This is a genomic window from Paraburkholderia sp. BR14312, from assembly GCF_040948675.1.
Classification (GTDB): domain Bacteria; phylum Pseudomonadota; class Gammaproteobacteria; order Burkholderiales; family Burkholderiaceae; genus Paraburkholderia; species Paraburkholderia nodosa_A.
On record NZ_JBFPKI010000001.1, the window covers coordinates 908996 to 922698 of the forward strand.

General features: G+C 67.2%; 9 protein-coding genes. 3 read left to right on the top strand and 6 right to left on the bottom strand.

Features of this window, described 5'->3' with window-relative positions:
- Positions 1 to 199 precede the first annotated feature (199 nt).
- Positions 200 to 949, top strand: coding sequence for a response regulator (locus AB3X98_RS04105; protein ID WP_069263155.1), 750 nt, complete (start codon positions 200 to 202; stop codon positions 947 to 949).
- Here AB3X98_RS04105 and AB3X98_RS04110 read toward each other — a convergent pair.
- The 3 genes from AB3X98_RS04110 to AB3X98_RS04120 all read right to left on the bottom strand — a co-directional run bounded on the left by AB3X98_RS04110 (position 936) and on the right by AB3X98_RS04120 (position 7995).
- On the bottom strand, positions 936 to 1838 hold the full coding sequence (locus AB3X98_RS04110) for a transglutaminase N-terminal domain-containing protein (RefSeq protein WP_368602697.1): 903 nt from the start codon (positions 1836 to 1838) through the stop codon (positions 936 to 938). The two genes, AB3X98_RS04105 and AB3X98_RS04110, sit on opposite strands and share 14 nt — an antisense overlap.
- Entirely contained in the window at positions 1835 to 4468 is a 2634-nt protein-coding gene (locus tag AB3X98_RS04115; protein ID WP_368602696.1) for a circularly permuted type 2 ATP-grasp protein, read from the bottom strand. Before AB3X98_RS04115 ends, AB3X98_RS04110 begins: the two co-directional genes overlap by 4 nt.
- Before the next feature lie 77 nt (positions 4469 to 4545).
- Positions 4546 to 7995: a DUF2126 domain-containing protein gene (locus AB3X98_RS04120; protein ID WP_368602695.1), complete on the bottom strand. Its 3450-nt coding sequence runs from the start codon at positions 7993 to 7995 to the stop codon at positions 4546 to 4548.
- Positions 7996 to 8168: 173 nt separating this feature from the next.
- Here AB3X98_RS04120 and AB3X98_RS04125 point away from each other — a divergent pair, with 173 nt between their 5' ends.
- Positions 8169 to 9242 (top strand): putative zinc-binding metallopeptidase, encoded by a 1074-nt coding sequence (locus AB3X98_RS04125; RefSeq protein ID WP_368602694.1) that lies wholly within the window; start codon positions 8169 to 8171, stop codon positions 9240 to 9242.
- A 37-nt stretch (positions 9243 to 9279) separates the two neighbouring features.
- Here the strand turns inward: AB3X98_RS04125 and AB3X98_RS04130 are convergent, their stop codons facing one another.
- Positions 9280 to 10752: a circularly permuted type 2 ATP-grasp protein gene (locus AB3X98_RS04130; protein WP_368602693.1), complete on the bottom strand. Its 1473-nt coding sequence runs from the start codon at positions 10750 to 10752 to the stop codon at positions 9280 to 9282.
- Between the two features lie 133 nt (positions 10753 to 10885).
- A complete protein-coding gene (locus AB3X98_RS04135) occupies positions 10886 to 11545 on the bottom strand; it encodes a glutathione S-transferase family protein (RefSeq protein ID WP_069263162.1) in 660 nt (219 codons plus the stop codon).
- A 265-nt stretch (positions 11546 to 11810) separates the two neighbouring features.
- Here AB3X98_RS04135 and AB3X98_RS04140 point away from each other — a divergent pair, with 265 nt between their 5' ends.
- Entirely contained in the window at positions 11811 to 13151 is a 1341-nt protein-coding gene (locus AB3X98_RS04140) for a polyhydroxyalkanoate depolymerase (RefSeq protein WP_069263163.1), read from the top strand.
- Positions 13152 to 13170: 19 nt separating this feature from the next.
- Here AB3X98_RS04140 and AB3X98_RS04145 read toward each other — a convergent pair whose 3' ends face one another.
- Complete coding sequence (locus tag AB3X98_RS04145) at positions 13171 to 13608, bottom strand: cupin domain-containing protein (protein WP_368602692.1); 438 nt, start codon at positions 13606 to 13608, stop codon at positions 13171 to 13173.
- Positions 13609 to 13703 lie beyond the last annotated feature (95 nt).

Here is a 13703-nt window from a genome sequence, read left to right on the forward strand (position 1 = left end):
GCGAATTTATTCGGCACTATTTTCGCCCGAAGCGTACCGTAAGGTGTACGTGGCCCGTCCGAATCCACACTTTCTCCAGATTTCCCTTCTTTTTCCTGCACCGTTGTTCCGTATGATCCGCTGCAGATCGAAGCGCATCCCTGCGTTCGTGCGCGGGATCGGAATGGAAGACGCGCATCTCAGAGGAAGGGACAGGTCGATGGACATTCACGTGCTGCTTGTCGAGCCCGATCAGGCGTATCGGGACGACCTGCGTACTTATTTGCAGCGGCAGCAGATCGCGGTGTCGGTGCTGTATGGTGTCGAGCGGCTGGAGCAGCGTCTCGCGCGAGAAACGCCCTCGCTCATCATTCTGCGGCACGATGCGCTCAAGATCGACGGCATTGCAGCGCTGCGCACGCTGCGTGAACGCGGATGGCTGACGCCCGCCATCATCGTGAGCCAGTCCGCCGACGTGGCCGACAAGGTGCTCGCCTTCGAATTCGGCGCCCACGACTACATGGTCGATCCGTTCGACCCGCGCGAACTGCTCGCACGTCTGCACCATGCATTGCGTTGCAAGATCGATTACCCCGCGTCGCCGCGCAGGGAGACGAAGTACGTCTTCGACGGATTCGAACTCGACGCCATCGATAATCAACTGTTCAGGGACGGCCTCAAGATTCCTGCCCCGCCGCTGGTGCTCGCCGTGCTCGCGGTGTTCGCTGCGAACCGCCTGCGGCCGCTTTCGCGCGAGCGCATCGTGAGCATGATCGATCGCAATTCGTCGCTTCACGCGCGCAGCGTCGACGTTGTCGTCTTCCGTCTGCGCAAGCTGCTTGGCCTGTCGCCTTGCGGCCGCCAATATATTCAAACGCGTTACAGGGATGGTTATGTTTTTTGCCCTGACGACGCGCTTGCCGATCTGGACCTCGCTGCCAGCGTAAGCGCGGCAGTCAATCCGCGCTGACATTGACCGCGACATCGACCCGATGCGCGCCCCCGCCGAGGATGACGCCGCGCAGGAGCGACACGTCGGTGTAATCGCGGCCGATGGCGAGCGTGACGTGGCCCTGGTCGGCGAGCACGTCATTGGTCGGATCGAGGTCGATCCAGCCGGCAGAGGGCGCAGACGGCACCGAAGGCACGTAGAGCGACACCCACGCATGCGAGGCGTCCGCGCCGATCATCGGTTGGGCGCCTTCAGGCGGGTCATTGCGCAGATAGCCGCTCACGTAGCGCACGGCTAGCCCGATCGAGCGCAAGCAGCCGATCATTACCTGGGCGAAATCCTGACACACGCCATGGCGCAGTTCGAAGGCGCGCGCGGCGGGCGTGTCGAACGACGTTGCCGAGGGGCGGTACGCGAAATCGGCGTGGATGCGATGCATCAGGTCGATCGCGCCGGCCAGAACCGGGGCGTCGGGCCCAAAACTCTCCAGCGCGTAGGCGCGCAATTCCGGCAGCAACGCGATATTCGGCGAGGCGAAACAAAATTCGGACTCCGCATGGAAGGCGTCCCCCGCCGTGTAATGCAGCATGTGCGCGACGTCTTCCCAGGCCGGCGTGCCGTCTGCGTCGAGCGTCGCGTAGCGCGGCGAGAGCAGCACGCTCGTTTCGCTCGTCATCTGCAGATAGTCGTGCGGCGCGTCGAACGAGAAGTAGAGCACCTCGTTGCCGAAGGCGTCGCGGCGGCTCGTCTGATACGACGGTGCGGGTTCGATACGCTCGCGGTGCGCGAGCACGCGCTGCCAGGGAAGGTCGAGCGGGCGGATGGTCGCGAGATGCTGGGCGGTCTCGACGAGCGTCGAATAGCGGTAGGTCGTGCGGTGCGTGACCGCGAGGCGGGTGCCGTTCATGACCAGACCTGCGCGGCGAGCGGCACGGCGTGGCTGAACCAGCGCGCGCTGATCTCGTTCGACATCGCGGCCATACGCTCGGCGAGACTGTCGCACAGTGCGGTGAGCGCGGGGTATCGGCCGTCCTCGCCGGGCTCGCAGAGCGCCTCCAGCGTCGGCAGTGCCTCGATGGGCGCGAGCTGCGAGGCGAATGGCTCGCGCTTCGGGCCGCGCGCCGCCTGGGCGATTTCGTCGAGTCGCGCGCGCAGCCGCGCGTAGACGCCGTAGAGGCCGCGCGGATTGGTCGGGTCGGTCACGATCACGTCGAGCAGGGCCGGCACTTCGAGTCGCCCCGGATACAGCGAGCGATACGTGAGCGTGCTGTCGAACAGTTGCAGCAGCACGTCGAAGCCCGCGGGCGTGGCGAGCGTGCGTTCGTGCGCGGCGATGCGAAGCATGGTGGCCAACGCGGCCACGCGCTCGATATGGCGCCCCGCGAACAGCAGGCGCCAGGCTTCGTCGCGGGTCATGCGGTCGCCCTGGCAGCCGCTGATGGCGCTCAACTGTGTTGCGAGTGCATCGAGCGCGCCCATCAGCGCCATGCGGTCGTACGGCGTGGGACGTCGGAATTCGATCGCCGCACCCTGACGCGCGGCCGCAGGCACGAGTGAAAGCGCCTGAAGCGCATCGCGGAAGTCGTTGCGCGAGGCAAGCACGGTACGCCAGTGATCGTTCGACAGCCGGCCGCGAATCTCACCGCACGCATACGCCTGGCTCGCGAGCGTGCGGCCGATGCCCGTTGCGCCGGCATTTTCATGCAGATTGGCCACGAGTGAGCGCTCGAAGTCGTCGAGGCTGCGCCGGGCTTCGCTGACTGTGGCGGGCACGAGTCCGTTGGCGGCGGCCAGTTCGACGAAGGTGCCGAACAACTCTTCGGCGTCGCTGCCTTCGAGCGAGCCGAGAATCAGCCGGCACAGGCGCACGCCGTTTTCGGCGCGCTCGCCGTAACGCCCCGCCCAGAACAGGTTCTCCGCCGAGCGGCTCGGCACGCGGCGGCGCTCGCGGCGCAACTCGCCGGGCTTGATGGGGCTCGGCAGGAGCGTGAAGGTCGAACCGGGCTGGCTCGACAGCACCCAGGTATCCACGCTGCTGCCGCCCATCTGCATCGATACGGATTCCTGATGTTCGGCCGCGAGGCGCGTGAAGCCGCCAGGCAGCACGCGCCAGCCGCATTCCTGATCGGCAATCGCGTAGACGCGCAGCCCGGCGGGCCGCGCGCCGAGCATGCCCGCGCCGGTCTCGTAGCGCGGCGTATAGCTGTAGCGCAGCGGCTGCTGGACCGTGAAGGCGTCGGGCAACTGCTCGATGCGCTCGCGCCAGTCGGCGAGCGTTTGCACGCTGGCGGCCAGTCCGGGCGGCGCGGACGACCCGTTCGCCGCGCCGGGCCACGTCGGCACGAGCAGCGCCTCGGGCACCTGCGCGAGCGCGTCGCGCCAGGCCGCGTCTTCGCCGCACCACCAGGTCGCGATGCCGGGCAGCGCAAGCTCCTCGCCGAGCAGCGCCCGGGCGATGCCGGGCATGAAGCCGTGCAGCGCGGGCGATTCGACGAAGCCCGCGCCGGGCACGTTCGAGACCATCACGTTGCCCGCGCGCATGACCTGTAGCAGTCCCGGTACGCCAATGGTCGAGTCGGCGCGAAGCTCGACCGGGTCGCAAAACGTATCGTCGAGGCGGCGCAGCACGGCGTGCACGCGCTCCAGCCCGTCCAGCGTCTTCAGGTACAGCATGTCGTCGCGCACCGTGAGGTCCTTGCCCTCGACGAGCGTGAGGCCGAGGTAGCGCGCGAGGAACACGTGCTCGAAGTAAGTCTCGCTGAACGGCCCCGGCGTGAGCAGCACGATATGCGCGGACGTGCCGCTCACGCTGCGCTCGTCGGCGCTCATGATCGCGCGTGCGGCCGCCGCGAGCGTGGCGATGAGCTGCGAATAGGACGGTGCGAGACGATGCACCCGCATGGTGCGAAACGGCTCGGCGAAGAGGCTCGAGACGATGAGCCGGTTTTCCAGCAGATAGCCGAGCCCCGAGGGCGCTTCCGTGCGGTGCGAGACGACGGTCCACTGACCTTCGGGCGAGCGCGCGAGGTCGAGCGCGACGATCTGCAAGTACTGGCGGTCGGCCGGCACGAAGCCTTTCACCGCACGCAGATAGCCCGGGTGGCCGAACACCAGCGCGGGCGGCAGCAGGCCGCGCGCGAGCAGCGTTTGCGGCCCGTAGATATCGGCGACGATCTCGTTGAGCAGGCGCGCGCGCTGCGCGGCGCCGCGCTCGATCTGCGCCCATTCGGCTTCGTCGATGATGAACGGCAGCACGTCGAGCGCCCACGGGCGCGGGCCGCCCGCGTCCGCATAGACGTTATAGGTGATGTCGTTCTCTCGCACCTGGCGCGCGACCGACGCCGCGGCGCCGTCGAAACCCGCCACGCCCGGCTTGCCGAGCTGCCCGAAGAACTGCCGCCACGGCTCGCGCAGCTCGCCTTGCGCCGTCTGCAGCTCGTCCCAGTGACCGGCGCGCACCGGCAGCGTGCGCAGCGGCGCGCCCGCCGGGTCGTCGCTGGCGGAGGAATCGAACGGCAGGGTGGATTGGGTCGGCAAGATCGTGGGTCGGGGCAGCGCGCCTCGCTCGCGAGGCACGCCTTCGGTTAGGGCGCTTGACGGGTTATCGGCCGCAATCAGCCGCAGCGTAGATCCAGTGTGAACGGAAACTCGAGGCTGCGCTCGGGGGGCGCCACTTCCACGGGCCCCGGCGTGTGGCCGGTCGTGAAGAAGCGCGCGCGCCGCCGGCTCTCGGCCTCGTAGGCGTTGACCGGAAACGTCTGATAACTGCGGCCGCCCGGATGCGCAACATGATACTGGCATCCGCCGATCGCGCGCGCACTCCAGGTGTCGACGATATCGATCGTGAGCGGCGCGTGCACGCCGATGGTCGGATGCAGCGACGCCGCCTGTTGCCACGCGCGAAACCGCACGCCCGCCACGCTCTCGCTTACGCGTCCGGTCGGCTGAAGCGGCAGCGCGCGGCCGTTCACGCTCACGACGTGGCGGTTTTCGTTGATGCCGAGCACCCGCACTTCGAGCCGCTCGACCGACGAATCGACATAGCGCACCGTCGTGCCGGCTCCGCCTTCTTCGCCCATCACGTGCCACGGTTCGAGCGCATGGCGCACCGAGAGCGCAATGCCGCTCGTCTGCAGCTCGCCGACCAGCGGGAAGCGGAATTCGAAGTGCGGCGCGAACCAGGCGGGATCGAGCGCGAATCCCGCTGCGGACGTTTCGGCGAGCACGTCGTCGAAATCCATCTGCACGAAGGTCGAGAGCATGAAGCGGTCGTGCAGCCCGGTGCCCCAGCGCGTGAGGCGCTGCGTGTACGGCGTCTTCCAGAAGCGCGCGACGAGCGCACGCAGCAGCAGTTGCTGTGCGAGGCTCATGCGCGCGTGCGGCGGCATTTCGAAGCCGCGCAGCTCGAGCAGGCCGAGGCGGCCGGTCGGGCCGTCGGGCGAGTAGAGCTTGTCGATGCAGAACTCGGCGCGATGCGTGTTGCCGGTCACGTCGATGAGGATGTTGCGCAGCGTGCGGTCGATGAGCCAGGGCGGCACGCGCGGGCCATCGTCGAAGGGGCTTCCGAAGCCGCGCAGCAGATCGACCTGGCGCTGGATCTCGGCGAACGCGACTTCCAGTTCGTAGACCTGATCGTTGCGCGCTTCGTCCACGCGCGGCGCCTGGCTCGTCGGACCGATGAAGAGGCCCGAAAACAGGTACGACAGCGAGGGATGGTTGTGCCAGTAGGCCACGAGGCTCGCAAGCAGGTCGGGGCGGCGCAGGAACGGGCTGTCGGCGGGCGTGGCGCCGCCGAGCACGAGGTGATTGCCCCCGCCGGTGCCGGTGTGCCGGCCGTCGAGCATGAACTTCTCGGTGGAAAGCAGCGTTTCGTGCGCGGCCTGATAAAGGAATTCGGTGCGCTCGACCAGTTCGTCCCAGTTCGACGACGGGTGGATGTTCACCTCGATCACGCCGGGGTCGGGCGTGACCTGGAGCATCTTCAGGCGCGCGTCGCGCGGCGGCGGATAGCCTTCGATCACGACGGGCAGCGCCAGCTCGGCGGCGGTGGTTTCGACGGCGGCCAGCAGATCGAGGTAATCGTCGAGTTCGGCGAGCGGCGGCATGAACACGTGAAGCTGGCCTTGCGCGCGGCCAAAGGAGGCGGCTTCGGCTTTTGGCCCGGCGGCGCGCGCGGGGTCGCGTGCTTCGACGCACAGCGCGGTGCGGTGGATCCAGGCGGCGGATTCGCCGCGCTCGGGGTAGCGGTTTGTTTCGGGTCCGTTCGCGCTTCCCGTGCCCCCCACCTGACGCGATCGCGCGCTGGCATCGAAGCCTGTCTCGTACTGCATGCGAAGCTCGGCGGCACTGCGCAGCGGCGCCGGGGCGGCGAACGGATCGCGGGAATGCTGCCACGGGTAGTCGCCCTCTGCGACCCACGGCAGCGAATCGAGCGGCAGACGGTAGCCCATCGGCGAGTCGCCGGGGAGGAGGTACATCCGCGCGTCGCGGAAGAACCACGGGCCGCTCACCCAGCGCGGGCCCTGCAGGGCGGGTTGGGCCGCAGGCAGCTCGCCGCGCTCGCACGCGAGCGGCAGCACGTAGCCGGTGACGGTATCGAGGCCCGCGTCGAACACGCGGCGCAGCCGCATGCGTTCCAGCTCGTCGTCGAGGCGCGAGTCGAACGGATCGACGTTCACGGGCAGCCGGCGCTCGCGCCACAGGTAATACCAGGTGTCCTCGTAGCCGGGCTGCACGTGTTGTGGATCGACCGCGAGCTTCGCCGCGAGGTGTTCGATGAAGCGCTGCGCGTCCTGGGCCGTGTGGTGGGTCGGCGAGCGCTCGTCGGCGAAGAGCGCGGGATCGCGCCAGCACGGTTCGCCGTCCGCGCGCCAGAAGAGCGAAAGCGCCCAGCGCGGCAACTGCTCGCCCGGATACCACTTGCCCTGGCCGATATGCAGAAAGCCCAGCGCGCCATAGTGCGCGCGCAGCTTGTCCATCAGCGCGATGGCGTAGCGGCGCTTGGTCGGGCCGAGCGCATCGGTGTTCCATTCGGGCGCGTCGCGGTCGCCCGTCGCCACGAAGGTCGGCTCGCCGCCCATCGTGAGGCGCACGTCCTGGTTGGCGAGCGCGGCGTCCACCTGGACACCCATGGCGTGCATGTCGGCCCATTGCGCTTCGGTGTAGGGCTTCGTCACACGCGGCGTTTCGAGCACGCGCGAGATCGACATCGAATGCGAAAACTCGACTTCGCATTCGTCGAGCGCGCCGGAGATCGGCGCCGCGCTGCCGGGCTCCGGCGTGCACGCCACCGGAATATGGCCTTCGCCCGCGAGCAGGCCCGAGGTCGGATCGAGCCCTATCCAGCCCGCGCCCGGCAGATAGACTTCGCACCAGGCGTGCAGATCGGTGAAGTCGGCCTCGGCGCCGCGCGGGCCGTCGATCGCCTTGACGTCGGGCGTGAGTTGCAGCAGATAGCCCGACACGAAGCGCGCCGCGAGCCCGAGCTGACGCAGCGTCTGCACGAGCAGCCAGCCCGTGTCGCGGCACGAGCCGGAGCCTTTCTCCAGCGTTTCCTCGGGCGTCTGCACACCCGGCTCCATGCGGATCAGATAGCCGATCTCGCGTTGCAGGCGCTGGTTCAGATCGACGAGGAAGTCGATGGTCACGCGCGGCGTGCGATCGATCGTCTCGACGAACGCGGCGAAGCGCGGTGTCGGCTCGCTGTGCGCGAGATACGGCGCCAGCTCCGCGGCCAGCTCGGGCGCGTACGTGAACGGGAAGCGCTCGGCGCTCGGTTCGAGAAAGAAGTCGAACGGGTTGTAGACCGCCATTTCCGCAACCAGATCGATCGTGACGCGGAATTCGCGCGTCGGCTCGGGAAACGCGAGCCGCGCCTGATAGTTGGCGAACGGGTCCTGCTGCCAGTTGACGAAATGACCGGCGGGTTCCACGCGCATCGAGTACGAAAGGATAGGCGTGCGGCAGTGCGGCGCGGGGCGCAGGCGCACCACGTGTGGCGCGAGACGCACGAGCCGGTCATAGCGATACTGCGTGACATGGTTTAACGCGACACGGATGGACACACCCGACTCCTCGATCGACGTGGATGGAACGGCTGAAAAGGCGCACGGCGCAGCGCGCCTATGATGCGCATGGCGCGAGTGCAGGATGTGACAGCGGCGGCCACGCGAGTGCGAGGCACGCGGCGTGCTGCGCGAGGCACAGCGGAACGCGCGGACATCACGGGAATGCGGCAATGAAGACCTTTCACTGCGATCACTGCAATCAGCTGGTGTTTTTCGAAAACGAGCGCTGCGAGCGATGCGAGGCGCGCCTCGGCTATGTGCCGCAGACGGGGGAGATGCACGCGTTCGAGGATGCGGGCGAAGGCCGCTGGCGCAGCCTGAATGCGCAGGCCCACGGCGCGCGCTTTCGCCAGTGCCACAACTACGCAGTCGAAAAGGTCTGCAACGGCATGATTCCGGCCGATTGCGACGACACGCTTTGCCGCGCCTGCCAGTTCACGCGCACGATTCCCGACCTCTCGCGGCCCGAGAACCGCCTTTACTGGTATCGCCTCGAGACGGCCAAGCGGCGCCTGCTCTACACGCTGGGGGCGCTCGGCCTGCCGCTCGTCACGCGCGCCGAAGACCCGGAACACGGCCTGCAATTCGAGTTTCTCGAAGAGACGGGCGACGGCCAGCGCATCATGACGGGCCACGATCACGGGCTCATCACGATGAACATCGCCGAGGCCGACGACGCGCATCGCGAGCGCACGCGCATTTCGCTGCACGAGCCGTATCGCACCTTGCTGGGGCATTTTCGCCACGAGGTCGGCCACTACTATTTCGATCGTCTCATCGCGCAGGAGTCGACGGGGCGTTGGCTCGAACCGTTTCGCCGCCGCTTCGGCGACGAGCGCGCCGACTATGCCGCCGCGCTCGCCGCGCACTACGCCGACGGCCCCGCGTCCGACTGGGCCGAGCGCCACGTGAGCGCCTATGCGTCGGTGCATCCGTGGGAGGACTGGGCCGAGACGTGGGCGCATTACCTGCATATCGTCGATACGCTCGATACGGCCACGGCCTGCGGCCTCGCGCTGCTGCCCGAAAGCCCCGACGAGCCCACGCTGGTCGACCAGACGCCGGTGGACGAGGCGAGCTTCGACAGCCTGCTGGCGCGCTGGTTTCCGCTCACCTACGCGCTCAACAGCCTGAACCGCAGCCTCGGCATGCCCGACGGCTACCCGTTCGCGCTGGCTTCGCCCGTCATCGACAAATTGCGCTTCGTTCATCGCGTGATCTCGGCTTCGTCTTCGCGGTCGTGAGCGTCCACGCGCCGCGCGAGTTCGTTGAGGCGCCGGCTCAGCGCTCCAGCACCCAGGTGTCCTTCGTGCCGCCGCCCTGCGAGGAATTGACCACGAGCGAGCCCTCGCGCAGCGCGACCCGCGTGAGCCCGCCCGGCACCATGCGCACTTCCTTGCCCGAGAGCACGAACGGACGCAGGTCGATGTGGCGCGGCGCGACGCCCGTTTCGACCCACGTCGGGCAGGTGGAAAGCGAGAGCGTGGGCTGCGCGATGTACTTGTCCGGGTTCGCGACCAGCGCCGCGCGAAACGCCTCGATCTCGGCGCGCGTGGCAGCGGGACCGATCAGCATGCCGTAGCCGCCCGCGCCGTGCGTTTCCTTCACGACCAGCTCCGGCAGATGGTCGAGCACGTAGCGCAGGTCGTCGGCCTTGCGGCACATCCACGTGGGCACGTTCTTGAGCAGCGGCTCCTCGCCCAGATAGAAGCGCACCATGTCCGGCACGTAGGGGTAGATCGACTTGTCGTCGGCGACGCCCGTGCCCACCGCGTTGCACAGCGTCACGTTGCCCTTGCGGTAGACGTTCATGAGGCCCGCCGCGCCGAGCGCCGAATCGGACCGGAAAACGTGCGGATCGAGAAAGTCGTCGTCCACGCGCCGGTAGATCACGTCCACGCGCTGCGGGCCCTTCGTGGTGCGCATATAGAGGTGATCGTTCTCGACGAACAGGTCCTGGCCTTCCACGAGCTCGATGCCCATTTGCTGCGCGAGGAACGCGTGCTCGAAGTAGGCCGAGTTGTACATGCCGGGCGTGAGCAGCACGACCGTCGGATTGTCGGTGCCGGACGGCGCGGCGGCGCGCAGCGTGTCGAGCAGCAGGTCGGGGTAGTGCGCAACGGGCGCCACGCGATTGCGCACGAACAGATCGGGAAAGAGCCGCATCATCATCTTGCGGTTTTCCAGCATGTACGAGACGCCGGAGGGCACGCGCAGGTTGTCCTCGAGCACGTAGAACTCGCCCTCGCCGGCGCGCACGATGTCGATGCCCGCGATATGCGCATAGATGTCGTGCGCGACGTGCACGCCCTGCATCTCGGGGCGGTATTGCGCGTTGCGCAGGATCTGGTCGGCTGGCACGATGCCGCGCTTGACGATCTCCTGCTCGTGATAGATGTCGTGGATGAAGCGGTTGAGTGCGTTCACGCGCTGGCGCAGGCCGCGCTCGAGCGTGTTCCACTCCTGGCGCTGGAAGATGCGCGGGATCACGTCGAACGGAATCGTGCGCTCGGTGCCCGCACCCGTTATGTCCTTTTCGCCATAAACGGCGAAGGTGATGCCCACACGCCGGAAGATGGCATCGGCTTCGGCGCGCTTCTTGAGCATCTGCTGCTCGCTCTGCCTGCGCATCCAGGCGAAGAATTCGCGGTAGTGGGCGCGCGGCTCGCCGACCTGCGCAAACGCCGTGGCGGCAAGTCCGCGAACGTCGAAATCCCCGTACTCGAACATCTCGTTGAAGGCTGTTGGCTTCATGTGCGTTTTTTCCGTTCGCTGCCTTTTTGCGCGCGATTGTTCGTGTTTATTCGTGCCGGGCTGGGTAGGGGCAATGCAACTTCCATGCCGAATGCCGCGGCACGACATGCTCGATGTTGGTGCGCGGCGACGCTCAGAACTCCATATCGAGTTCGTCGATGTCCTCCGTTTCCGACTGGGCCGCCGCGATCCATTCGGCGACGTACGGCTGCTTGAGCACGCGCATGCAGTAGTCGCCGATGTCGGGGTCGATCGGCACGTCATAGGTGAGCAGGCGCGTGACGACAGGCGCATACATCGCATCCGCCGCGCCGATCTCGCCGAAGAGCCAGGGGCCGCCGTACTTCTGCAGGCATTCGCGCCAGATAGTCACGATGCGCGCGATGTCGTCCTGCGCGCGCGACCAGACGCGAAAGTTCGGAAAGTGGCCGCGCAGGTTCATCGGCAGGGCGGAGCGCAAGGCGCTGAAGCCCGAATGCATTTCCCCGCACACCGAGCGGCAGTGCGCGCGCGCCGTGCGGTCCGCGGGCAGCAGCTGCGCCTGCGGCTGGATCTCGTTGAGGTATTCGCAGATGGCGAGCGTATCCCAGACCGTGATGCCGTCGTGGCGCAGGCAAGGGACGAGGATCGAAGGCGAGAGCAGCAGCAGTTCGGCGCGCGTGGCCGCGTCGTCGAGCGGCACCGTCACCGTGTCGAATTCGAGTCCGGCGAGTCTGGCAAGCAGCCAGCCGCGCATGGACCACGACGAATAGTTCCGGCTGCTGATCGTCAGGGTCGTATTCGTCTGACTCATCGAGTGCTCCTGAACGGTGAGGACATGGCGGCCAACAGTGCGACGCGCAGGAACCCGCATGCACCGAATGCGCGCATCGCACCTGCATGCACCGCTCGCGCCGATTCGACGCACTACATTGCAGCATGCAGGAAGGCGCAACCGCCGCTTTGGGCGAAGCGCCCGCGCGCCTGGCCGTGCAGGTGCAAGCACTGTGCCAATGAACGCTTCTGGCATACGTATTGCCTGCTTCGCTTCGCGTTCAAAACAATCGAGAGCTGCGCCCATGAACCTGCTCGCCTATCTTGCCTACCAGACGATCGCGGACTTGACGAGGTTCGGGCGCGCCGGCGCGTCGTTTTCGCGCGCGGCGCTCGCGGCGTGGCCTGCGCTCGCGTGCGGATTCGACGCGCGCTATCTCGACGCCTGGTGGGAGCAGATCGAGCTTGCCGGGCTCTCGCACGCACGGCCGCCGTTCGAAATCGATGGGGTGGAGGTGGATGGCGTGCGCACGCCGGTGACGGAAGCCGTCGTCAAGCGCACGCCGTTCGCCTCGCTGCTGCACTTTCGCAAGGACGTCGCCACGCCACAGCCGCGCGTGCTGCTCGTCGCGCCGATGTCGGGGCACTTCGCGACGCTGCTGCGCGGGACCGTGCGCACCATGCTCGCCGACCACGACGTCTATATCACCGACTGGCACAACCCGCGCGACGTGCCCTTGTCGGCGGGGCGTTTCGGTTTTGACGAATACGTCGAGCACGTCATGTCCTTCATTCGGAGAGTCGGCCCCGATGCGCATCTGGTGGCGATCTGCCAGCCGACGGTCGCGGCGCTCGCGGCAGTATCGCTGATGGCCGCCGACAACGATCCCGCGCAGCCCGCGAGCATGACGCTGATGGCGGGACCGATCGATTGCCGCGTGAATCCCACCAAGGTCAACGAACTCGCCAACAGCAAGCCGATCAAGTGGTTCGAGCGCAATCTCATCAGCGCGGTGCCAGGCGGTTTTCCGGGCGCGCAGCGGCGTGTATATCCGGGCTTCGTGCAGCTCAGCGCGTTCATGTCGATGAACCTCCAGCGCCATCTCGCTTCGTTCGAGGAGATGCGCCACGAGCGGGCGAAGGGCGACCCCACGAGAGCGGATGCGCTCAACGTGTTCTATCGCGAGTATTTCGCCACGTCCGATCTCACGGCCGAGTTCTACCTGGAAACGGTCAGCTCGGTGTTTCAGGAATACGCCCTGCCGTTAGGCAAGCTCAAGGTGGGCGAGCGTCTCGTGGAACCGCACGCGATCCGCCGCACCGCGCTGCTCACGATCGAAGGCGAGAAGGACGATATCTGCGCGGTTGGCCAGACTGTGGCCGCCCATGACCTGTGCCGGGGGCTGCGCCCCTATATGAAGACGCATCATGTGCAGACGGGCGTGGGTCATTACGGCGTATTCAACGGCCGTCGCTGGGACACGCAGATCTATCCGCTGGTGCGTTCGACCATTCACGACCACGAGCCGCGCGCGCGGCGCGTCGCGGCGCCGGAGGCGATGAGCGACGATCGGGTGACCCTGCGCGCGCTGCTCGATGCCGACGCGCATGCGGCAACGGCAATCAGCCGCGCCGCCGCAACGTAGCCCGACCAGGTCGAGCGCCCTAGATTGCGGGGCTCGCCTGCCAGGGTGTCGGCGCGGGCACGGCGCAGGGCGCTTCCACATCGATCGACTTGAAGTCGGCGGGGCTCACGATTTCGAGGTACTCCATGTCGGGCGAGTAGTCGAAGAGGTAGTGGGCGATGCCCGGCGCCTGATGCACGCAGTCGCCCGCTTCGACGAGCGTTTCCTTGTCGCCGTACATGAAGCGCGCCCAGCCCTTGAGCATGATGACGATATGAAACTCTGCCTCATGCCGGTGCCAGCCCGTGCCCTGTTCCGGCGCAAGATTTGCTCGGACGAGTTGCGCAACCACCTTGCCATGCGTGGCCCTGGCGATGCCCAGGTCGCGATAGACAAAGAAGTCGCGCAGCCCGCCGCCCGTGAATGAAGTGTCCTGCGGCTTGACGTGCGAAAAGTCAGTAGCGAGTGCGGTTTGCATGGCAGGTCTCCGGAGCGCAGCGGTTGAAGGGGCAACGGGTTCGGCAAGCACGACGCGTTCCATCGTGAAGCCATTGGCGATAGCGTGCGCCAACG